The 23774-nt window shown below is 46.6% G+C and carries 21 protein-coding genes and 1 pseudogene; 4 read left to right on the top strand and 18 right to left on the bottom strand.

The features are described from left to right. The first annotated feature begins 438 nt into the window (after positions 1–438). Complete coding sequence (locus Tanf_RS14230) at positions 439–822, top strand: hypothetical protein (RefSeq protein WP_014224578.1); 384 nt, start codon at positions 439–441, stop codon at positions 820–822. 5 nt (positions 823–827) lie between these two features. Next, the gene (locus Tanf_RS06195) at positions 828–3248 is read left to right on the top strand and encodes a M4 family metallopeptidase (protein ID WP_046825275.1); all 2421 of its coding nucleotides are present in this window, start codon (positions 828–830) and stop codon (positions 3246–3248) included. A 367-nt stretch (positions 3249–3615) separates the two neighbouring features. Here Tanf_RS06195 and Tanf_RS06190 read toward each other — a convergent pair whose 3' ends face one another. The 10 genes from Tanf_RS06190 to Tanf_RS06145 form a co-directional block, all read right to left on the bottom strand. Further along, positions 3616–4929: a DUF58 domain-containing protein gene (locus Tanf_RS06190; protein WP_046825274.1), complete on the bottom strand. Its 1314-nt coding sequence runs from the start codon at positions 4927–4929 to the stop codon at positions 3616–3618. Then, positions 4929–5900 carry an AAA family ATPase gene (locus tag Tanf_RS06185; protein WP_014224575.1) on the bottom strand — a complete coding sequence of 324 codons (972 nt, stop codon included), beginning with the start codon at positions 5898–5900 and terminating at the stop codon, positions 4929–4931. Before Tanf_RS06185 ends, Tanf_RS06190 begins: the two co-directional genes overlap by 1 nt. A gap of 1 nt (position 5901) precedes the next feature. Further along, positions 5902–7407, bottom strand: a complete 1506-nt coding sequence (locus Tanf_RS06180; protein WP_052299237.1) for a DUF4350 domain-containing protein — start codon at positions 7405–7407, stop codon at positions 5902–5904. Next, on the bottom strand, positions 7394–8044 hold the full coding sequence (locus tag Tanf_RS06175) for a DUF4129 domain-containing protein (protein WP_080948575.1): 651 nt from the start codon (positions 8042–8044) through the stop codon (positions 7394–7396). The genes Tanf_RS06180 and Tanf_RS06175 overlap by 14 nt, the downstream gene beginning before the upstream one ends. A 9-nt stretch (positions 8045–8053) precedes the next feature. Continuing rightward, the gene (locus Tanf_RS06170) at positions 8054–8767 is read right to left on the bottom strand and encodes a hypothetical protein (RefSeq protein WP_140230627.1); all 714 of its coding nucleotides are present in this window, start codon (positions 8765–8767) and stop codon (positions 8054–8056) included. Positions 8768–8972: 205 nt separating this feature from the next. Then, positions 8973–9956 carry a stage II sporulation protein M gene (locus Tanf_RS06165; protein ID WP_046825273.1) on the bottom strand — a complete coding sequence of 328 codons (984 nt, stop codon included), beginning with the start codon at positions 9954–9956 and terminating at the stop codon, positions 8973–8975. A 970-nt stretch (positions 9957–10926) separates the two neighbouring features. Further along, entirely contained in the window at positions 10927–11040 is a 114-nt protein-coding gene (locus tag Tanf_RS16105) for a ClbS/DfsB family four-helix bundle protein (protein WP_369057634.1), read from the bottom strand. 290 nt (positions 11041–11330) lie between these two features. After that, positions 11331–12314: a 6-phosphofructokinase gene (gene pfkA, locus Tanf_RS06155; protein ID WP_041590693.1), complete on the bottom strand. Its 984-nt coding sequence runs from the start codon at positions 12312–12314 to the stop codon at positions 11331–11333. A gap of 127 nt (positions 12315–12441) precedes the next feature. After that, the gene (uxaC, locus tag Tanf_RS06150) at positions 12442–13848 is read right to left on the bottom strand and encodes a glucuronate isomerase (protein ID WP_046825280.1); all 1407 of its coding nucleotides are present in this window, start codon (positions 13846–13848) and stop codon (positions 12442–12444) included. After that, entirely contained in the window at positions 13848–15653 is a 1806-nt protein-coding gene (locus Tanf_RS06145; RefSeq protein WP_046825279.1) for a Na/Pi cotransporter family protein, read from the bottom strand. The genes uxaC and Tanf_RS06145 overlap by 1 nt, the downstream gene beginning before the upstream one ends. 64 nt (positions 15654–15717) lie before the next feature. Between Tanf_RS06145 and Tanf_RS06140 the strand changes: the two genes are divergently transcribed. Then, positions 15718–17397: a nucleoside kinase gene (locus tag Tanf_RS06140; RefSeq protein ID WP_014224564.1), complete on the top strand. Its 1680-nt coding sequence runs from the start codon at positions 15718–15720 to the stop codon at positions 17395–17397. On the opposite strand, the gene deoC is transcribed toward Tanf_RS06140, so the two are convergent. Genes deoC through Tanf_RS06125 form a run of 3 tightly spaced genes read right to left on the bottom strand, consistent with a single transcriptional unit; the run spans position 17394 to position 20199 of the window. Then, positions 17394–18308, bottom strand: coding sequence for a deoxyribose-phosphate aldolase (deoC, locus tag Tanf_RS06135; RefSeq protein WP_046825271.1), 915 nt, complete (start codon positions 18306–18308; stop codon positions 17394–17396). The genes Tanf_RS06140 and deoC overlap by 4 nt on opposite strands. Positions 18309–18314: 6 nt before the next feature. Beyond that, positions 18315–18662 (bottom strand): nucleotide pyrophosphohydrolase, encoded by a 348-nt coding sequence (locus Tanf_RS06130; protein WP_041591140.1) that lies wholly within the window; start codon positions 18660–18662, stop codon positions 18315–18317. Then, on the bottom strand, positions 18646–20199 hold the full coding sequence (locus Tanf_RS06125) for a sulfatase (protein ID WP_046825270.1): 1554 nt from the start codon (positions 20197–20199) through the stop codon (positions 18646–18648). Before Tanf_RS06125 ends, Tanf_RS06130 begins: the two co-directional genes overlap by 17 nt. A gap of 77 nt (positions 20200–20276) precedes the next feature. On the opposite strand from Tanf_RS06125, the gene Tanf_RS06120 reads away from it, so the two are divergent. After that, positions 20277–20666 carry a rhodanese-like domain-containing protein gene (locus Tanf_RS06120; protein WP_041590692.1) on the top strand — a complete coding sequence of 130 codons (390 nt, stop codon included), beginning with the start codon at positions 20277–20279 and terminating at the stop codon, positions 20664–20666. 27 nt (positions 20667–20693) lie between these two features. Here the strand turns inward: Tanf_RS06120 and Tanf_RS16380 are convergent. From Tanf_RS16380 to Tanf_RS06100, 5 genes and pseudogenes are all read right to left on the bottom strand, one after another. Then, positions 20694–20798: pseudogene (locus Tanf_RS16380) on the bottom strand (aspartate-semialdehyde dehydrogenase); the annotation flags it as partial. Beyond that, positions 20799–21095, bottom strand: coding sequence for an S-adenosylmethionine:tRNA ribosyltransferase-isomerase (locus Tanf_RS06115; protein ID WP_041590691.1), 297 nt, complete (start codon positions 21093–21095; stop codon positions 20799–20801). It abuts the pseudogene before it with no gap. 195 nt (positions 21096–21290) lie between these two features. Continuing rightward, positions 21291–21509, bottom strand: a complete 219-nt coding sequence (locus Tanf_RS06110) for a LuxR C-terminal-related transcriptional regulator (protein WP_046825269.1) — start codon at positions 21507–21509, stop codon at positions 21291–21293. After that, positions 21479–22000: a hypothetical protein gene (locus tag Tanf_RS14775; RefSeq protein WP_140230625.1), complete on the bottom strand. Its 522-nt coding sequence runs from the start codon at positions 21998–22000 to the stop codon at positions 21479–21481. Before Tanf_RS14775 ends, Tanf_RS06110 begins: the two co-directional genes overlap by 31 nt. Before the next feature lie 218 nt (positions 22001–22218). Further along, positions 22219–23757, bottom strand: coding sequence for a YcaO-like family protein (locus Tanf_RS06100; RefSeq protein ID WP_140230624.1), 1539 nt, complete (start codon positions 23755–23757; stop codon positions 22219–22221). Positions 23758–23774: the final 17 nt, after the last annotated feature.

Raw genomic sequence — 23774 nt, 5'->3', positions numbered from 1 at the left:
GGCTGACCGCTGTAACAGCTCCGCAGGGGCGCATTAATTCAGCCCAATGTGTAGCGAAGCGAAGCGTCGGGGGAAAAAGAATACCCACTCCTGCGGAGGGCTGTAAGCCTGATATAAAATGTTGATTTATTTAATGGTCGAGATGTTTTGCTTAAACAAACTTGCGTGCTTTGCGTAACTTTCGCGTTCCTTGCGGTGATCTTACCGCCAAGTTCGCAAAGAACGACGCAAAGGACGCAAAAAAACAGCTTAAATATTTACGTATTCTCAGAAATCGTTTATAACTTTGTAGTATCATCAAAAACGCAAGGTTATGGAAATAACGACCGATACTCCATCAGGGCAAGCCGATGCGCCTCGCAAACCGCACCGGAGGCGCAGCGTAAAAGAAATATCCGGAACGCGGAAACAAGTATAAACTTTAAAAAACAGAAAAACATGAAACAGCAAATTATTTTATGGATAGGTGTCCTGCTTCTGCTGATAGGAGGAGTGGGGTGCGAGAATGGACAGTTGCATTCACCTCCTGCCAATCCGGAACAGGCAATCTTGGGGAAGTGGGAATTGATTAACTCTGGAGGGAGGCCAATTATTCCTACCGGATATAGAGAGTTTCTTCCATCGGGTATTGTTCACAAGTATGATTACACAAAGGAACAATACACATCGTTTCAATGCGAATACTCCATCCTCAACGATACAGTACTATTAATGTGCAACTATAGGTATAAATATCTTTTTTATAGGGATAAAATGCAATTATTTCCATTGGATTTAATTGCCATACGCGATCTTACAGAAATTTATCAACGTAAAAAATAAAAATCATGAAAAAACTAATTTCAGCAGTCATTTTGATGGCTATTACATGGAGTACACTTGCGCAAAAAACCATTCTTCGAAAAAATTCAAAAGGAGTTCTTGAGTCTATAGAATTTTCGGCAGATGATAAGCGGGTGATAATACCGACATCTGCTGAAACTTTCTTTAAGAGTATCCTTAAAGTAAAACCGACCGATGAGTTCAGAAAAATACAGCACAGACAAAAACAAAAAGAATTTATTCACGAACATTTCGAACAGTATTATAATGGAATTAAAATAGATGGAGCCGGATATAATTTCCACTATAAAAACGGTAAAATGTACTTTGCACATGGGCATTACGTAGATGCTAGCGACGTAAGCCCCAAGCCTTCTATTACCGGACACGAAGCTATGAAGCATTTTGCTAAATATAAAAATATACCGGAAAAAGCGATTTACAATTATATAGCAGAATTGATTATAAAAGAAATTTTAGAAAAAACGGATACCTTGCCGGCACTTGTTTACAGAGTATATTTATATGCAGATTATCCGCAAAATACAGAAGTAGGATTTATAGATGCACATACGGGGAGTCTGCGAATGACTGAACCAGTTTTTATCGATTTTTCGGCACAGGGAACATTTGCGACCCGCTATTCCGGAAGCCAACAAGGAACTACACATAACTATCAAGGAAGTTATCATTTGGTCGATTCCACACGAAATACAATTATTCATACATGGAATTTAGAAGGGAGAACGAATATCTTAAGCAGAGTAGATATAACGGATAATGATAACAATTGGACACAGGCAGAACACCGTCCCAACAACAACGATATGGGCTTGGACGTGCAGTGGGCATTACAGCGTATTTGCGACAGATTATACAATACTCACAATATAAACAGCATGGATGATGATGGGTTTACAATTGACGCACATATACGCTATAGCAATAATTATGACAACGCATTTTGGAATTCTATTGATCGCACATTATCTTTTGGAGAAGGAGGTAGTGATTTTCAACCCTTAGCAAGTGTTGATGTGGTTGCTCATGAGTTTGGGCACGGTATTACTCATTTTCAGATAGGCTGGAACAACACAACAGATCAAAGGGCTTTTAACGAAGGGATGAGTGATATTTGGGGAGTTATAATGGAACATCGCATACATCCTAATTCTGTATGGCAAATTGGAGAACAAATTACTAGAAATTATTCTTGTTTAAGAAATTTACAGAATACGAATGCAAGTAATGCGATGAGTCAAATTGCAAATACATACGCTTCTCCACAATATAACTCAGGAGACAGTTATGTGCGTGGAGGTGTTTTTTCGCACTGGTTTTACCTATTAGTAAATGGAGGTACTGGAGTAAATACCTTGGGAAGAAACTATTCAGTATGGGGAATTGGGATGGATAATGCGGAAAATCTTATTGTTAAAGCTGTTTTCGGTGGATATTTACGCTTTACAACTTCTTATGCACAAATCAGAACATCAATGATTAATGCAGCAAGAGAAATAGCGGGCACAAATAGTTTCTTAGAGCACCAGATCGAAAATGCCTGGTATGCCGTAGGAGTGGGGAATACCCAATATCAGCCCCACCTCTCCGGCCCTGCATCGGTCTGCGATCAGGCAACCTATACGATAGAAAACCTGCCGGCAGGAGCAATAGTTCAATGGAGTTTAAGCAATAATAATGCTATAATCTTATCGTCTACAACTGATAAAGTAACATTAAAGCGTAGAAATACAGGAGATGTTGAATTAAGAGCAAATATCAGAATAAACAGTAACCCCCTTAATATTAACAGAAACATATGGTTATTCGACCCAATATTAGAAGCATCTGTTTATGATAATGGAATAGGATGGCATAATGCAGATATGTCATATGGGCAGATCGGTTTAAATTTGTATCAAGTTACTCCTAATAGAGATATTCATTTCCGTATTAATAATGCTCCTTTAATAAATATCCCCATTAGCAACTGGGAATGGGTTAATTATAATCCGAATATCGTATCGGTATCTCATCAAGGTGGATATATAGCACATCTTACACCTCTCAAGGAAGGACGAGCAAGAATTAATGTTCGCGTTAAGCAACAAGGCTGCTACACGAATAGCATAGCATTGTCAATTGAGGTAACATCCCGTTCTCACTTCACCCTCTCCCCCAACCCGGCAACGGACGAAGTGACCTTGCAGCTGATGGAGACGGACGAAGTCAGCGGATTAAGCGTGCTCTCGACCGACAGAAGCCCCTACGAAATCCAGCTCTGGAGCGGTATGACGATGCTGCGCTCGTTCCGGACGAATGAGCCGACGTTCCAAATCTCGATGGCCGGATTGCCGGCGGGACTGTACTTCGTGCGCGTCGTCAAAGACGGACAGACGTACACGCAGAAATTGATTAAGAAGTGAAAAACGAAAAATGAAAAATGAAAAGTGATGCCCTTCGGGCGTTGAGCTGTTGAATGGTTGAGTTGTTTGATTGTTGGATGATAATAGCTGACTGCTTGAAAACTGACCGCTAACGATCATGTCAGGCTTACAGCCCTCCGAACAAGGTGGGACGGGACCCCACCCTTACGGGATGGGGCTGAAACAGAACGGGCTTTCAGCCCTTGTATGCCCTTGGGGCGTTTGAACAATGGTCAATGGTTATACGTGGTACAGACCAAATCATGTACTCTGCATGATAATTGACAATTAAATTACGCTGGCTGCTGAACGCTAACTAACCAACAACTAAATATCTAAACACTCGAAGGGGAATATGGCCTTAAACTTAAAGCAGTCGTTTGGCTTTCATCTCAAGGTATTTGTTGATGACATCGACCGAGAGGTCTTCGGGTGTGGTGAGGAGCGAATAGATGCCATGCCGGCGGAGGGTGGTCGTCACGTATTGTTTTTCGTAGATAAACCGGTCGGCGATCACCTGATGGAAGCAGTCCTCGGAGCTCTGCGGAGGGCGTGCGGCAAAGTCACGAAGCTCGACATCCTCGAAGAAGATGACCAGCACGACGTGTTGACGTGCCAACTGCTGCATATAGCTCAGCTGGCGTTCCATCCCGATGATGCGGTCGAAATTCGTGTAAATGATGAGCAGACTGCGTTTGCTTACGTGTTTGTTCAGATGCACGTAGAGTGACGAGTAATCGCTTTCGCCGAAGGTAGTCTGTTGACGGTAGAGGTCTTCGAGCAGGAGCTGCATCTGAGACGACTGCTTTCCGGCCGGAACGAATGTCTCAAAACGCTCGGCAAAGGTAATCAGCCCGGCCTTGTCTTCTTTCCGGATCGCTACGAACGAGAGTACCAGCGCGGCATTGATCGAATAGTCGAGTAGGGTCATCCCCCGAAATACCGACTGCATGACGCGCCCCTTATCGATGATGTTGTAGATATGTTGCGACCGTTCGTCCTGATACGTGTTGACCATTACCTGATGCCGGCGGGCACTGGCCTTCCAGTTGATGGTGCGGTAGTCGTCGCCCTTCACATATTCCTTGATATGCTCGAATTCGGTATGATGACCGATGCGACGAATGCGTTTGATACCTAATTCGGTCAGGTTATTATGGATGGCCATCAGCTCGTAGCGGTGCAGCATGAGGTAGGAGGGGTAGACTTTGACCCGGGCAGGCTGACCAGCCGTGATACGGCGTACGACGAACCCGATGGCCGTGGAGACGAACAGACGGATATGTCCGAAGCCATATTCGCCGCGTTTCACTGGCCGTAGCTGATAGACAATCTCTTTGCGAGCGCCGGATAGCAGGTGGAGCGGGAAAAGAATATCGCGCCGCTGAAACACGTCGGGTAGCTCGTCGATCACCTCAATATGTACGGCGAAGGGATAGCGGTTCTCTACGGCGATGCGTACAGGGTTGGGGTCGCCGTTCGAGAAACGGGCGGCACACGAACGCTCGGCATATACTCCATCCTTCTGCCGCCACAGCAGCGCAATGTCAGCTGCCGAGAGCAGCGCCTGTGCCACGAGCAGCATCTTCCCCGCCATGAATAACACGGGAAAGACGTAGCCCGCCAGAAACAGGACGACGGCTGCCACGCAGAAGATGTAAAACCGCTTGCTCAGGTACATTATTTCGGTACTTCTACTTTTTCGATCAGACGGCGTATGACTTTCGACGGCGTATGACCTTCCATCTCGGCTTCGGCCGTCAACGTCAACCGATGCTGCAATACGGATGGGGCGATGAATTTCACATCTTCGGGTGTGATAAAGTCGCGTCCCTGCAACAGTGCGAAGGCTTTGGCCGACTGCATAAGCGCTACCGACGCACGCGGCGAGGCGCCGAGATAGACGGCCTTGCTCGTGCGTGTCTGATGGACGATGGCAGCCACATAACGCAGCAGAGACGGTTCGACATATACCTTGCCTACACAGTCACTGAGCCGCAGCAGCTCGTCGGCCGTCAGGACGGGGCGGATCGTCTCCAGCGACGTCAACCGCGCGTTCGCATGATGACGTTCCAGAATCCGCACCTCCTCGTCGAGCGTGGGGTATTGCATCGTGATCTTCATCAGGAAGCGGTCTAACTGCGCTTCGGGCAGCTTGTAGGTGCCTTCCTGTTCTACCGGGTTCTGCGTAGCCAGAATGGTGTATAACGGGCTCATCTTATACGTTGTTCCGTCGAGGGTCACTTGTCGTTCTTCCATCACCTCGAACAGGGCGGACTGTGTCTTGGCGGGAGCGCGGTTCACCTCGTCGACGAGTACGATGTCGGCGAAAATCGGCCCCTTATGAAAATCGAAATCACTCGTTTTCATGTTAAACACCGACGTACCCAGCACATCCGACGGCATCAGGTCGGGCGTAAACTGAATACGTGAGAAGCGTGCGTCCACGAGCTGTGCCATCAGTCGCGCCATCAGTGTTTTGGCAATACCCGGTACGCCTTCGATGAGCACATGCCCTTTGGCCAGCATCACGGTAAGCAGCAAATCGACCGTGCGCTCTTGCCCGACAAGTACCGACGACATGGCCGTGCGTATCCGACCGATTTTCTCCGTGAACCCCGTCAAATCCATTGTTTCTACTCTTTCTTCCATATTAATCCAATTTGCTTTTCCATTCATTGATCCGGTCGATATGGCGTATCATCGCAGCCTCATCGGCCGGTGTATCGTTGTGCAGCAACTCGTTCAGCTCACGGAAAGCCGGCCATAGCTCTTCGGCAGGCAGTCCCATTTTTCGGGCCAAACGTCCGTTAAGCGTTTCTGCCGGCTCGCCCGATTGCAGATCAAGCCCGTGAAGCCGTTTTGCCTCTGTGCAGAAATACAGATATTTCTTTTTAATCATCTCTTTATAATCTTTCCGCTGATAATACAGATGACCGATCAGCTGCGCGAACCGAAGCATCCCGTTAGCGGGTGGCTGCACGACGGGGATCACCCGCTGCCGCCGTCGGGCGGTGAAGAACATAAACAGCAGAAGCGTCAGCATGGTTGTGTACAAAGCCCAACGCAATGGCGAATGTTTCAGGAAAAAACGGAACAGGCTGCCTGACTCCTGCGCGCCTTCGCCGTATGATTCGAGCCGTATGAGCGGTAAAGTTCCCGCCCCCATACACGAAAGCAGACGGAAGATATACGAGGCATTATTTCCGTCGAGCATGCCGTAGTTGGTGAAGAGCAGCGGTGTTGTCACCAGAAACAGTTCACCTTCACCGATATGCGCCCGTATCGCTACCGGCCTTCCTTGCCCGTCGCAAACGAGCACTCCGGACGAGTCGCATCTCATCTTGTCCGAACGAGGTCGCGCAAGCGTATCGTGTTCAGAGCGCAACTCTTGCGCTTTGATTTTCAACGTATCGTCACCTGTATTCAGGTAAGACGAATGGGTTTGCGGATAAACTTCATAAATCGCTTCGGCATGAAGCGTATCGAACCCCCAATAAAGGCTGTCGCGTTCGCGAGTTTGTTTGACCGAACGCTCAAAATAACGGACATAGCCCAAGACGGCATCATGCTCGGTCGAAAACCGGAGTGAATCACACAACGCACCGGAGAACCACGAGGCGCAAAGCATCACCTTATTGCCTTGCCGAAGCAGACCGTACAGCGCTTTCACATCGATCGGCTGCATCAGCAAACGCTCTTCGACTACGAGGATAGCACGCCGCCCCGCTTCGGGTAGCAGCTCTGGCTTCGGTAAATCGAAAGCATCTTCCTCCGCATCTCGCACGGAGATTAGACTGTTATCTTCGTCAAAATAGATGGTATCGTATTCGTCATCAGACGCATCCTCTTCAAAATATTCTTCTGTCTCTTCGGCCGAAAACGTCTCATCCTCCATTAGGAAATCGCTCTGTTCTTGCCACAGCCTGAACGTATCGACACTTGCCATATAGATTTCGTAAAGCGACCGGTTTTGGACTTCATACGCAACGACAGACGTCCCGACCACCTCATCGAACACGTAACATCCGAAAGGCTGGCGGTCGTTGTGGTAAAACGTCGGAGTCCACCGGAACGGCTTGGGTGAATAGTACTGAAATACAAAAGCCAGCACCATAAATACGCCGAGTATCACGAAATAACGTTTACTCCCCTTCATGCTCCTCCCCTCCTTCCCGGATTTGCCGTTGTAGCTCACGCATAGCATCGAACAGTTCCGGCGTGGCCTGATAGTTACCGTATCGTACCTGCAAAAAACGATTCGTAAAATCGCGAAACACCGGTCGCAGCACTGCCGGCTTTAATTCGTAAATATATTCGGTAGGCGTCTTGAAAATGCGCCAGTCGATCCTTTGCTTATCGGCCAAAAAACGCAGGGTCTGCAAGTAAAGAAGGCGAACGGCCGACCGGAAATCGTTCGACGTCAAAGCGGCCGACAGTTCTTTCTCAAAATCGACGCCGTAAATATTTTCCTCTTCCACGTCGTAAGGAAGATCTGGCATCTTCTTTTCGCGCATAAACAGAGCAGGATGTTTTTTCCGGATAAAATATATGGCAAGTGCGAGCACCAACACGAAGCCTCCGATTAACACCCATCCCGTCCATGTATCAATCGTATCGACTTCGGCGTTGCGAAATAATCGCCGCAGGATATGCGCCAACCACTGCCGGATGATCTCCGTCAGGCCGGTATCCGACATTTGTAGCTGACTGTTATAGTCATAGCGAGCATCGGACTGATATTCCGCGATTCTGGCTGCATTGTAACAAATCGTGTCGGAGACGGCGTGAATCATGCTTGCGTGCTACAGGTTCGCGAAATTGGAAATTTCCGTTTCGACCGTGACGCCCTCGCGTTTCTCACGGATATGGAAATACTCGAATGCAATCCCCACCATCCCCACCATTTGTGCAATATATGATCCGTACGACTGGATAATCCCCAGTACGTACGTCAGCAATTGATACCAAAGCGACTGGTCGATCCCCGAATCGGGCGAGGTCAGGATGAACACCTGAGATACTACCACAACCAGATACCAGGGCAGGTAAGTTACCGTGTTGATAATTCCTCCGATGAGTCCGAAGACAAAGAGAACGCCGAATATTTCGATCCAGAACGACATCCCATAACGAAATGCCCGCTGCAAGGTTTCGAAGAAAGGCTGCTCTTCAAAGAGATACATCGGGGTGAGAAGCGCCATCGGTAACATGATGATCAGGGCGCCGATCAGTACGAAAATAAGATAGACGACAAGCGCCCAAACGGACCATGTGGCAAGCATTCCTGCAAGACCTCCTACCAGAATTGTCATTGCACCATAAAACAGGATGATACGAAAGCATTTACCCAAGAAACGGAAAAGTGTTTCCTTGAATTCGCCGAACGTCAGTTCCATCAGTCGTTCGGTACGGTGATCATACACATGCATCATACCATAGATAAGGGCAGAAAGTATCATATTGCCTATCATATAGATAATGACGTATATACCGCCTCGAAGAACAAATTCTATCAAGATGTCTTTTGAGCCGTTTGGATCCTTCATTAATTCTAAATTTGTTGAGAAATATGCGTTTAGAGCAAATGATTGAAAAATACACAAGGGTAGAATCAAGTAAAGCGAGAAACGGAGGATAACACGCCAGTTCTCACGAAGGTAATCGAACGTAATATTCAGTTTTTCACCGAATGTACGTACCCGATAGTAACGAATTTTAGGATTAGTATATTCCATTATCTGAGGATGTATGATGTTTGTTCTTCCATACCATACGTGGATAAATCACGAAATAGACGATTACGAACACGAACGAGAGCAGAATAAATGCAGCCCGCAACATATCGGGCAATTCCGTATGCCGCGTCAGGAAGCTCTCGATAAATCCGGCGATGATAAACATCGGCACAAGCCCTACGACGATCTTCAATCCCCTTTTAGCGCCTTGCCGGAAAGCATATCCGCGCGGATAAGTGCCTGGGAACAGCCACCCGTCGCCCATCGCCAAGCCGGCTGCACCCGCCACGACGATCGACGAAATCTCTAACGCGCCGTGAAGCCAGATCGAGAGAAGCGACTCCATCCCTACGCCTTGCTGAAAAAAGAACGTCTGAAACGCCCCGACCATCACGCCGTTGTAGAGAAGCATCAATCCCGTGCCGATCCCGGTAAACAATCCGGCAATAAACACCCGAAACGAGACATAGATATTATTCGACGTAATGGCCAAAAACATTCCCAGTTCACCCTGACTGCCATAGACGGCCATCGGTTTGCCGCTGCGGATGTTGTCGAGCGTCATATCGACGTAGTCGTTGCCCATAATCAGACGCACGAATGTATCGTCGTGAAGGGCAGAGAACGCTCCGATCAGCACACTGCACAGGAATACCAGAAACGAATAGAGCAGTTCGCGGCGCGACTCGTACATTACGAGCGGAAGCTCCTCTTTCCAAAAGAGCAATATACGCGACCGTTTCTCTTTCTTGTTTTTATACAACGCATTGTGAAGCGCCGATGCCAGATTGTTCAGATAAGTCGTAATACGCGACCGTGGATAATGGCTGCGCGAGAAAGAAAGATCGGTCGTGATTTCGGTATACGCGTCGGCAAGGCGCCCCGGGTCTTGCGTGTCGGCGGATGCTACCACCTGTTCCAGACCTTCCCACTTGGCGATGTTTTGCCGTATAAACGAAATCTCTTTCAACTGCTAACCGTTTATTGCTGATAAAAACAGCACAAAAGTAAACCTTTTCATGTGTTTACGCAAAACGGAGACGTGAAAAAACTATTGTCGGCGTGATTATCGCCGAAAAAGTTGTTATTGAAACAAGTCAACATGCAAACATTTATTATGTCAGGCTTACAGCCCTTATATTCCGCAGGGCGTTGAGATATTGAATTGTTGAGATGTTTATTTGTTTAGTTGTTGATTTGTTGGATGAACGCCAACGAACAATTACGAATGACAAATTACGAAAGCTGAATACTGACCGCTAACGATTATGTCAGGCTTACAGCCCTCTAACCAAGGTATGAGCATCGATACCCCACCCTTACGGGATGGGGCTGAAATATATCGGGCTTGCAGCCCTTTCGGGTAATGGTTATGCGTGTTACACGCCGAATCATGTACCCGACAAAACCTTTAACCATCGACAATTAACATTTGGAAAACGGCCCTGAAAGGGCGTAATAATTCAGCCCAATGCGAAGCGTTGGGGAAAATGGTTGCCAGGTCATGGGAGGGCTGAAAGTCTGACGTAAATTAATGGTTAATGGTTATGCCCTGCGGGCGTTGAATAGTTGATTTGTTTGCCGTGTAGTGTTCGCCCGCCATAACAACCGATTCGGCCGCGGATGGTAGAGACGCAATTCATTGCGTCTCTACGGTGCATATACAATGATGTATTCGCATTCGTACCTCGTAATTCGTAATTGATTTTCGCGTCCATTTGCGCCCTTTGCGTTCGGACATTTGTCATTCAGAGTGTGAGTGATGAATCTTTCCTCTCCGTACGGGATCCCTCACTCCGTTCGGAATGACAGAAAGAGGCATGCGTAATTCGTCATTTGTAATTGTACCATTTATCAGGAAAATAATTACAACCTCTGACAACAAGCTGTTTATCGTCAACAAAAAGTCCTTTCGGGGCACAAGGGCTGCAAGTCCGGGGTTAAGGTTCAGCAGAGCCTGCAGTCTTTTTATGTTTGCGGATTTTCTTTATCGCCCAATCGTAATGGCTCGACGTGGCCGAAACACAGTTACATTCGGGTCGTCGAAACTTAATCCGATAAAGCGGGTTGTTTCGTTCAGTTCCCGACTGTCTGACAAGTATTGCAAGAGTTTCTTCCAGCCTGTTCTGTAAGCTTCGGATGCCCCGTATCTGTCTGCGATGCGGATATATACCAAGTCCAATCCCTCGAAATCAACGGCCTCGGCCGGAAAAAAAATCGCGTTGCCTTCGTTGCGGAAGACCTGCAAGTGTTCCTCCAATTGCGCAAGATAGGTTTTAGGTACCATCCCTCTTCTGCCGTATATAGATATTCCAGAAGCCGCCGCAACGGTTTCCCGGTCATGTTAGGTTGAAACGATCCGAAGCACGTTCAGCAGATCGCGGTTAATCGGTTTGTCTTTTTTGATGGCTTTCACGAAAGGTACCAGCGTCAACTCTTCATTTTGAATACCGACCATGGCATTTCGTTGTCCTTCGATCAGCGCATCGACGGCTGCCACTCCCATACGAGTAGACAAGATACGATCCTGCGCCGTCGGCGAACCTCCGCGCTGCAAATGACCGAGAATAGAGACGCGCACGTCAAATCCCGGATATTGCTTCTTCACCCGTTCGGCTACACCCATCGCTCCGCCTGTCACCTCGCTCTCAGCTACCAGCACGATGCTGCTGTTCTTCGACTTCCGAAAACCCATCTCGATCATTTCAGCCAATTGGTCTTTCTTCAAAGAGATTTCCGGAATAATCGCAGCCTCCGCACCTGATGCAATCGCGCCGTTGAGTGCCAGAAACCCTGCATCACGTCCCATCACCTCGACAAAGAACAAACGCTCGTGCGACGATGCCGTGTCACGTATCTTATCGACACATTCCATAATCGTATTCAGCGCCGTATCATAGCCGATCGTCGTATCCGTTCCGTTCAGGTCGTTGTCGATCGTTCCCGGCAACCCGATAATAGGGAAATCATATTCCTGCGCAAAGTCACGAGCTCCGCGAAGACTGCCATCTCCACCTATGACAATCATAGCGTTGATACCATGCTGAAGAATAACGTCATACGCCAGCTTTCGTCCTTCGGAGGTCTGAAATTCGGCACATCGAGCCGTCTTCAAAATCGTTCCGCCACGTTGTATGATATTGCTGACGCTCTGTGTCTTGAAATCTTCGATCTCGTTTGTGATCAATCCTTTATATCCTCGGTAAATCCCCTTTACCGCCATTCCGTTATAAATCGCAGTACGCGTCACCGCACGAATGGCCGCGTTCATGCCGGGAGCATCTCCTCCCGAGGTCAATAGACCGATACACTTGATCTTTGTCGACATATTGCTTCTTATTAATTTAAAACCCAATTAAAGCCCGAACCGGGGCGCAAAGATAGTGATTAACGTCGAATAAGAGGAGCAGGGATAAAATAATCGAACGATGCAACACAACGAAAAACCCGCCACGTTACCATCCGAAGTAACGCTTGGCATTGTAATAGCAGATATCTTCGACCATCTGATTGATAAACGAAAATTCGGAAGCAGGTAACAGGCCGTGCTCTATCTCGTTCCCGATGATATTACACAGAATACGGCGGAAATATTCATGACGCGGATACGACAGGAAGCTGCGCGAGTCGGTCAACATACCGACGAAACGGCTTAACAAGCCAAGCGACGAGAGGCTGTTCAACTGATTCTCGATTCCTTTATATTGATCAAGAAACCACCATGCTGCACCGTATTGCATCTTGCCGGGAACAGACCCGTCGTTAAAATTATAGAGGTTAGTTACGATCAAATCATTATCACGCGGGTTCAGATTGTATACAATCGTTTTGGCCAGATGTTCTTCTTCGTCAAGACGGCTGAAAAAGCGATTCATAGGAACGGCTACCGTTACATCATCGATCGAGTCGAAGCCTGTATCAGGTCCAATCTTTTTGAACATGCGGGCATTGTTGTTACGGATCGCTCCGATATGAAACTGTTGCACCCATCCGGAGCGACAGTCCATCACAGCCAGATCATACAGCAAGGCGGAGCAAAAACGATCATGTTCATCTTTTCCGACCGTCTGTCCGGCACGTACCTTTCCGAAGATCGTTTCGACCTCGGCATCGGTGTACGGATCAGCGTAGAAGGTCGTCAACCCGTGATCGGACAGTGTACAGCCTTCCCGCTCAAAATAATCGTGTCGCTTTTGCAATGCATCGACAAGCTCTTTATAAGTACCGATGGTCTGATCGGCTGCGGCCGACAGTTTGTCGAGGTATTCGTTATACGCCTTCGGATTTCCGATGGCCATCGCTTTATCGGGTCTCCATGCGGGCAACACTTTAACCCCGAAGCTGTTTTCGCGAATCTCTCGGTGATATTCGAGCGTATCGGCCGGATCGTCGGTTGTAGCAACAACCTCGACCCGCATCCGTCGCATAATCGCTTGCGGGCGATATTCCGGTGTTTGCAGCTTAGCCGTACACTCTTCGTATATATGACGTGCATTGGAAAGTTTCAATGTCTCCTGAATACCGAAGATACGGTTTAGTTCCATGTGCGTCCAGTGGTAGAGCGGATTTCGCATGGTGTAAGGGATTGTTTCCGCCCATTTCTCGAATTTCTCATACGAGGGTTTGTTACCGGTAATGTATTCTTCGGGCACCCCGTTCGCACGCATGGCACGCCACTTGTAATGGTCGCCGGCCAGCCATATCTCGGTCAGATCGGCAAATTGATAGTTTCGGGCGATCATTTTGGGATCGAGGTGACAATGATAGTCTATAATCGGCAGTTTTTCGGCATGTTTGCGAAAAAGCTCGGCAGCCGTATCGGTCTGCAGCAGAAAATTGGCATCCAGAAATGTTCGTCGCATCATAATTTTTTCTCCACGATAGCTTGTACCACATTCAACACATAGTCGCCCAACTTCTCACATTCGGAAATAATATCCATGTAGAAGATGGCATCGGAATACTTATACAACTTATTGTCGATATTGTCGATATTGTTATTTTTCAACAGATTTCGATAGGAGTTGATTTCGTTCTCCATATTGTAGGAGAGCGCCATGTCTTCGCGGGTACCGGTCTGACGGTGCAGGATGTCGTTCATATGGACGATTGCAGCATCGGTTAGGGCCAGCATGTGTTCAATATTATGATTTTGCTCGTCGGTAAAATGACTTTTCGCATCGTTACGCCGTTTGATGATCTTCGCAATGTTGTTGCATGAGTCGGCGACACTTTCGATTTCAGATACGGCGCGAAGCATCACGCGGATATTATTCTTTCCCTCGGCACTGAGGCGTCCTTCGAGCACACGAGTCAAGTAGTCTGCGATTTCGACCTCCATGCGGTCACTGATCTGCTCGTATTTCTCGATGCGGTTATATGTTTTCAGGAATTTTTCATCATCTGTCTCGTACAAGATTTCTTTAACCATATCCATCATCCGGTATACACGCTGTCCGAAGACAGCCATCTCTTTCTTGGCCTGTACAAGCGAAAGCTCTGAGGTCGAAAGCATTCCAGACGAAATATATTTAAGTTGGAACTCTTCTTCTTCCGTCTCACGCGGTGATTTGATGATGGCCGAGCAAATACGGACGTACATCTTCGTGAACCAGATCATAATGACAATATTACACAGATTGAACATTGTATGGAACAGGGATAGTCCGTATGAGACAGAAACCTGCAATGAGAAGAGGTGTGTTTGCAAGGCGATCAGCCTCGGGTCTGTCAGTTCTTGGCCGGAAGTAATCTGTTTCACGGTTTCCGGATCAAGGGAGCTGATGAAATTCGTTATTTCGTGCGGATCGCCCGGGCCGAATTTCGTAACAACTTGGGCAACCATATCGGAGAAGGGATAAAAGAGAAGCATCATCCAGCAGACTCCGAACAGGTTAAACATCAGATGTGCCAGGGCTGCACGACGGGCTGATGTATTGGCTGAGATCGCTGCGATATTGGCTGTGATGGTCGTTCCTATATTCTCGCCCAATACCATGGCGGCAGCCATTTCGAAAGGGATCCATCCCTGGGTACACATGATCAGGGTAATGGCGACAGTGGCGCTCGAAGACTGCACAATAACGGTAAGTACCGAACCTAAAAACATAAAGAGAAGCAATGAACCATATCCCATGGAAGTGTAGTCACGGATAAACGAGAGTACTTCGGGATTGTTTTGCAGGTCTGGTACAGAATTTTTCAGGTAAGCCAGCCCGAGAAAGAGGAAGGCAAAACCGAGAATAAACTCTCCCCACGATTTCCGGCTGCTCTTTTTGGCGAACATGAGCGGAATAGCCACACCGATGAGCGGCAGGGAGAGGATGCTGATGTCAACTTTGAATCCGAAGATCGAGATGATCCATGCCGTAATGGTTGTTCCGACGTTAGCCCCCATGATGACGCTGATGGATTGTCCCAATGTAAGCAGCCCTGCATTGACGAAACTGACCACCATCACCGTCGTTGCGCTCGACGACTGGATCATGGCAGTGATGAGAAGTCCCGTCAGGACGCCCGTAAAGCGATTCGTCGTCATGACGGAAAGAATGTTCCTGAGTTTGTCTCCGGCCACTTTCTGAAGACCTTCACTCATCGTTTTCATTCCGTAGAGGAACATTCCTAACGAACCGACGAGTGTCAAAAAGTCCAAGAAAGAATAGTTCATAGAAAGATTGACTTGTATAATTTTTTTGTTACTTTGCGGACAAAAATACAAAAAAAACAGAATTATGACAAAAACAGATAAAGAATCGATTACGGTCTATTGCAAAAACAACGATTTATATAAGGAGGTCCCTATCGGTTCGTCTTTGAGTGAGATTTACGTCATGTTGGGGGCTCCGCTACATTACCGCCCGCTGGGGGCGCGGGTCAATAACCGGGTCGAGAGTCTGACATATCGTTGTTGGAATCCGAAAGATATCGATTTTGTCGATTATACCCATCCTTCGGGCTATCGTATCTATTTGCGTTCGCTCTGCTTCATCCTTGTCAAGGCCGTCTACGACCTCTATCCCGATACCCCGTTCAATCTTGAGCATCCCGTGTCGAAAGGGTTTTATTGCGTGTTCGAAAATCGCCGGAAGCTGACACAGAAAGATGTTGAACAGATCAAACAGCGGATGCAAGAACTGATCGACGCCGATCTTCCGTTCAAGATGCGCAATGTACGCACTCCCGATGCGATGGAGACGTTTTACGAGCGGGATATGAACGACCGTGCTCTGCTGATCGAGACGGCCGGTATGGCTTACACGTCATATTACGAGCTGGACGGTTACATCGACTATTTCTACGGCAGCCTCGTACCTTCGTCGGGCTATATCCATCTGTTCGATCTGATGCCCTACTCCGATGGTGTACTGTTGCAGATACCTCAGCGCGACAACGTGCACGAGCTTTACCCGATGGTGCGTCAAGATAAGATGTTCCACGCCTATAAGGAGCATTTAGAGTTGCAGCGTACGATCGGTGTCAACTATGTGGGCGATCTGAACCGCGCCATATCGGTCGGAGACGCGCGTAAGATTATCATGGTATCGGAAGCGATGCAGGAGAAACAGATTGCCCACATCGCCGAGGAGATTGCTTCGCGTTACAACGAAGGCGTACGCGTGGTCCTGATTTCCGGCCCGTCCTCTTCGGGCAAAACAACCTTCTGCAAACGTCTCGAAGTACAACTTATCACAAACTTGTTACATCCGGTTGGGATTTCGCTCGACGATTATTATGTGAATCGAGAAGACACGCCAAAAGATGACGAGGGGGAGTATGACTTCGAGTCGCTCTACGCGATCGATCTTCCCTACTTTCACAGCGACCTGCGCAAGCTCATTGCCGGGAAAGAAATCGAAATTCCTTCGTTCGACTTCGAGCAGGGCCGGCGGGTGTTTCGCGGAGATAAATTACAGATACAGAAAAATTCCGTCCTGATTCTTGAAGGAATTCACGGGTTAAACCCCGAACTGACGTCACACCTCCCACCCGAAAATATTTACCGCATCTATGTCTCGGCCTTGACGACGATTTCGCTCGACGGGCATAACTGGATTCCCACGACCGACAACCGCCTGCTTCGACGTATCGTGCGTGACTACCGTTCACGCGGTTACTCGGCGCGTGAGACGATTGCTATGTGGCCGAAAGTACGCCGGGGAGAAGACAAGTGGGTGTTTCCGTATCAGGAGAATGCCGATGCAATGTTCAACAGCGCCATGATTTATGAGCTGGCCGTATTGCGTAAGTTCGCCGAACCGATCCTCAGCGAAATCCGCGAAAAAGATGCGGAGAGCGCCGAGGCTTATCGGTTGTTGCGATTCCTTCGCTATTTTAACTACATCCCGCTCGAAGAATTGCCCGTGACCTCTCTCCTACGTGAATTTTTGGGTGGGGGAGTCTTCCAGTATTAACGGATACCGAGTCCCAGCCGGTGTTCGATGTCGGCTACAAGGCTGCTGGCACCGATACGGAAGTATTCCTTCGTCAGCCATTCGTCGCCCAACAGTTCTTTTACGATCGTATAATATTTCACTGCGTCTTCGGCCGAACGTATGCCGCCCGATACTTTGACGCCCACCTTCCGTCCGCTCAACTTGTGGTATTGTTTGATCACACGGCAAATGGTATATACAGCTTCAGGTGTGGCGCCGGGATAACCTTTACCCGTCGACGTCTTAATGAAGTCGGCACCCGAATACAAGGCGAGGAGCGTAGCCCTCCGTATGTTGTCCGGAGTCGACAAGGCTCCTGTTTCGAGAATGACTTTCAGCTTGGCGTCGCGACAAGCATCTTTGATCTCGGCGATTTCGTCAGCCACCTCTTCACAGGCGTCTTCCATCAGGCAGCCGAGGTTCATCACGATATCGATTTCGTCGGCGCCGGCCATCACGGCCAAGGCTGTTTCGGCCACCTTAACTTCCGGGAATGTCTGAGACGAAGGAAAACCGGCCGATACCGCGGCAATTTTTACGTCCTGTGCCGTCAGGGCCTGCTTTACCGTCGCGGTAAAAACCGGGTAGGTGCAGATCGCTGCCACGTTCGACATGTCGGGCGACAGTCCTTCAAAGGCATTTACTCTTTCGACCATCTGCCAAACGGTTTCTTTTGTGTCGAGGGTGGTCAATGTTGTTAAGTCGATCAATCCGTAGACTTGTTTCAGGGTTTCACTGTTGAAATTCTTCTGATAAGACTTTTCAAGTAGATTGTTCACTTTTTCCGCGACGGCATCCGCCGAAAGCGCCGGATCGAAACGTTCTATACATTCGTGATACTTGTCGGCATGCGAATGATTGCAGGCATGCCCGTGTTCATGTTCTTCCATCTTATGTTATTCTTTTAGTTTTTGATTGTTCTTATGTCGTTCGGAGTCTCGTTCCGTTTTTTTGCACAGGTTTCTTTCGAAAGCATCCGTCAGGTCGACGCCCGTCTGATTAGCCAGACAGGCAAGCACCCATAACACATCAGCCATCTCATCGGCCAGATGACGCGTCTTGTCACTCTCTTTAAACGATTGATCGCCATACTTACGGGCGATGATACGAGCAACTTCGCCGACTTCTTCCGCCAGGATCGCCATATTGGTCAACTCGCTGAAGTAACGTACGCCGTACATCTTGATCCAGTCGTCTACCCGCTGCTGGAGGTCTCTTAGAGTTAAATTATTTTCGCTTTTCATTTTTTTCATCGGGCCAGGGACACGGTTTGCCTGTGGCTTTGAACGAAGGCCGTTGGGCATCGACACTGCGTAGATAAGTACCGAGCTTTGCTGATAAGCCTGTGACACGTTCCGGATAAGAGGCGGACTGTTCGTGGTTTTCGCCGATATCTTCGGATATATTAAACAGCTCCTTCTTGCCGGTTTCATAGAAATAAATGAGTTTCCAGTCTCCTTCGCGAATGGTACATGAGAGACCTACTCCGGGGCCGCTTCCGTCCCACAGATTCGGGCAGTTCCAGAAAAGTGCTCGGCCGTCGGAAGGATTTTCGCCTTTTCCGGTGAGGAGGGGGATGAAGCTTCGTCCGTCGATGGGCTGTACGATTTTATCGTTCTTTATTCCGGCCATTTCAAGAATGGAGGGAAAGAAATCTTCGATGATAACGTAATCATTGCAACGGGTTTGAGGCTTCACCTGCCCGGGCCATGAGACGATCATGGGTTCGCGTATCCCGCCTTCGTAAGCGGAACCTTTCCCGCTTTTGAGAGGAGCGTTGTGGGTATGCAGCGTACCGCCCCGCCATTTCGATCCGCAACTGAAGCCACCGTTGTCACTCATAAAAAGGATGATGGTCCGGTCGGCTTCGCCATGCGCTTCGACCCAGTCCATCAGATCGCCGAGGCTCTTGTCCATCCCTTCGATCAGGGCGGCATAGGCCGCCTCTCTGGGGTCTAATCCCTTGTCGAGATATTTGGCATAGAAGCGCATGTCTTTATCGACGGGGATATGGATGGCGTAGTGTGCCATATAAAGGAAGAACGGCTGTCCGTATTGCTTCGCCTTGTCGAGGGCGCGGATGGCTTCGAGCGTGAGCGCCTCGGTCGCGAAGATGTCCTTGCCGTGATATTTTTCGAGTCCCGGGATGGCAAAGGGCGATTGTGCGCCGCCATCGGTACGGTTTCCGAAGTTCTGTTCGCCGAGGTAACTGGCCAGGCCTCCCGCGGCATGTCCCGCAATGTTGACTTCGAAGCCGAAATGTGCGGGGTTTTCGCCCGGCGTATTAATGGCACCGAAGTGTGCCTTTCCGCAATGAATGGTATGGTATCCGTGCTCTTTGAGCAACTGTACGAACGAGGTCGTACAGTAAGTTTGTTCGATACCCGGCACTTGGCAGATTCCGTTTACATTCCATTGCGGAAAAGTAAGGGCATCACTTTGGGCATCGGTCGATTGGTCGCGATGGAGCGTCCAATTCGTCACCCGGTGTCGTGCCGCGTTGGCTCCGGTGAGCAGGCTGCATCGCGTGGGCGAACTGATGGCTGAGGCATAAGCCTGCGTGAACATCATCCCTTGTCGTGCAAGGCGTTCCATATTCGGCGTTTCGTACGTCTCGTTAAACGGCGTACGCTGTGTCCAGAAAGGCAGTGAGGTATCCTGCCAGCCCATATCATCGACCATAAACAAAATGATATTCGGACGACGAACGGTATCCTGTGTTTCCGCTCCCTGTGCGACAACCGGAAGCAGGGCAAACGGAATGAGACATGTTGTTTTCATTGTTATCATGCGTATACGGGCAAAGGTAGCGACATTTTCCGGTTTTTCGTTATCTTTGCCACCCTATTTTTTGCATTATGACGAAATTTATTACAGTTATATCATTGTTTGTTGCGCTTTGCTGTACGAAGAAAGCAAGCGGAGGAGATTTTACATCGTATTCAGTCGCTGAGTTCGATGCTTTGCTGAAAGGGAATAAGTCGATTCAGTTGGTAGACGTTCGTCGTCCCGACGAATTTAAGGCCGGACACATCGAAGGAGCGATCCTGATCGATGTCACGGAAAAAGACTTTCTGGCGAAGGCCGACTCGTTGCTCGACAAGTCGCGGCCTGTGGCGGTATATTGCCGGAGCGGTAGGCGTAGCCGAAGAGCGGCCGAGATGTTAGTCGAAAAAGGCTATACGGTTCATAATTTGAACGAAGGCTATCATGAATGGCGTCTTTATCAGGAGGGGAAAAAACCATGAGGATTTCCCCTCCTCTTTTTTTTGATCTTAGCCGAGGCCTCCGGCTTTGAGCAGGTATTCGGCAATCTGTACCGCGTTCAGAGCCGCTCCCTTTTTGATCTGGTCGCTGACCGCCCAGAACGTTAATCCGTGTCATGTCCTGAAAAAGGTCGACAGTTGGACGGCTCTCTCTCCAAGAGATAGCGTACGTGTGCCGTCTTTCCACTTCTTGAGATTTCCAATGAGGCAATGCCAACTACACAGCTTCGTTTGTCGAAATATCTGCGCATAGTCGGCCGGTTCGGCCGGTTCGAGGTAAAAGATTTCGATCTGTGCTCCCGTCGTTTTATGAAAGAACAATCTTGCTCGTATGACACGCGTATTGCTGAAGACAAGCAGGTCATCAGGTGAACATTCGTCAGGAAACAGGTTGGAAACTGTTTCGCACATCTATCCGCCACGATAAACAAGCAGCTTCGTCGCGTTGCGGTAACGAGTATCGGGCAATTCATTCGTCGGGGAACAGATTCAGAATGCAAAATCAATTCATTTCACATGCAATATTTTTTTACGCAAAAATCATTATAGGTAAATATACGTATATCCACTAAAATTATTGATACAAGGGGAAAGCTTGTTGAATATTTATAGCAGATGATAATTAATAGCGCGAAGAATCGCTTTAGATATATTATTGACTTTAAGCCGGATAAACAGCTCGCGCTTACGAAACTTTAATAATGGTGTGGAAATATGTAGCATTTTTGCGATTTCCTGTTCTTGAACCCCTTGTGCTGACAATAAGATAATTTTTTTTTCTAAGTTAGACAAGATTATTCCTTTTTTCTCTTTTTCTCTGTCCATTTTCGTTCATTCTCGGAATATTTCCAATAAACAGAACTTCCACTTTTACTGATGCGAATGTGACCAATAGTATTATGGGAAGATAAAGAAAAGCTACCCAGTAGCCAATGCACATTTCCTGTATCAGTTAGCTGAATTGGAGTAAGTCGATGGCAAACAAGATTAGAAGAATTATAGCTTTTCAGATAGAAATTGTAGGAGAGAATATATTGTCTATATTCTTCGGTGGACAAGCATTTGAAAAAGTTGATTGCTGCAGTATTCGCATCATGAATCCACCCAGTACTTCCGCATACGATTTGTTCAAGGAAGATATTGTATGTCAATTCAAAAACCTTCAAAGCTCCACACTTATTCAGCAAAATTTCACATGCAGGTGAGATATACAAAGCTCTGTCACTTTGATAATCAAACATATATATCGCTTGATGCGAATGCATGGAACTATATTGAATCCCATCAAAAAAGGCATCTAATATTTCTTGTCTCATAGCCAAGGATGATCTCATAGTTATTAGGAGTTATTTTTGTTTAATAGAAAGGAATGACTTTGTTCCAGCGGTTGACATCTGATTCTCAAAGAACATAGGTGCATATAGAAAAACAACTAACTAATAATCAGCAATGTGTCAAAATTAATATTTCAGTACAGATGAAAATATTCCATTGTTTTTTAGGAATTTATCCATTGCAACAAAGTCATTAAAAGTTAAGAATGAAATATGGATGCAAGTTTAATTTGTTGTATAGGATTTTCTTTACAATACCGTTCCATCTCTTTCTCTATTCTCAATATAGGTAATAACGCCGTAGAAGAATCAAATTGTTCAGGTGTAAAATCAAATCCTTTAGGGAAGTTATGATATTGGAACACTAACTCAGGATTAGAAAAATCAGAAAATAATTCTGAGGTTAAATCTTCTGAATACTTTAGATCAAGCATTATTTTTATATCTGTAGGATCAATATTCTTAATATGATATAAATCTACGAAATCACGGATAGCATAATAATATTGATATATCAATGTGTGTTTTTCCGATAAAAAAATGTCAAGATAATACAATGCCTTTTCAAAATCTTTTAAATAGAAATTCAACATAAAGCCTAATAGTTCAAGGTCAAGATCTGTAAGATCAGGATCAATACAATAAATATAATTCTTAGTATAACTTTTATTTTGGGCTTTTATAATGTTATACTCTTCATTAACAATCTCTGCTAATAAGGTTATTGTATTAATGTGTTTATTTCCCAAGTATCTTATTTGGTCAAGACTTTCGGATTTATGCAGGCGCTCTAATTTAGGAGTTGTCATATCTATTTGACTCATGCCAGGAATTACAATATAATAGGTCGGAAACCCCAATATGGAATTGTCACGAATATAGATATTGCACCCATTCTTTTTGATTAATTTTTTTGCAATTTTAATGTCTTTTTCATTCGACTGCCCATATTCGATATCGAATTTTATGAATTTATATGACTCGGATTTATGAAATATAGTAACAGGCCAAAAGCCACTACCATTTACAAAGATTTTCTCAAGATTTATTAATGCCGAATCCGGACCATTCAAATTATTAATTTCTTCAAATGTATAATATTTCAGAGGGATACTTTTAAATGTTTGTGAGCCTTGATGTAATTCATTAAGGCATCGCTCCAAAGCTATTTCAGCAACGAAATCAGAAGCAATTTTGAAATTGTATAATTGCTTTTGTTTGTCAATAATAATAACTCCGATTACAGGCAATTTTTTCCCTAAAGAACAATCTTTGATAATTAATTCAAATCCTTTGTCTTTTGTTAGATAGTTGATTTTGTTATAAATAGATTTTCCCTCAAAATATTCAAAAGGAATTGTAGGAGGGGTTAAGCCTTTATTGTATATTTCCGAAATCGCATATCGTTCAAATATCTCACATAAACTTTGTAAAATAGCTTCTTCTGGAGTATTGCCAGATGCCATACCATTTGATCCAGTAGCAAACAAACACAATTCAACAGGAAGGTATACCTCTTTGTTTTCTTCAACAGCATAAAAAGGAACACAGATGAACTTTTTATTACCAAATCTTTTTTGTAGACTTTTTGAGAAATCGTCTATATCCTTGTAGTTAAACAGCTTGCATAGTTCTTTTCCATATTTTGACACCAAAGTGTCAGGGCTCATGTATAATTCATTTGAATCATAGTAGTGATCAAATATGAGACCTTCACTAGACAAACGTTGAATATACACATCAGAAACTTTTTCTA

The organism is Tannerella forsythia (assembly GCF_001006485.1).
GTDB lineage: Bacteria > Bacteroidota > Bacteroidia > Bacteroidales > Tannerellaceae > Tannerella > Tannerella forsythia.
This window is presented reverse-complemented; position numbering and strand designations above follow the sequence as displayed.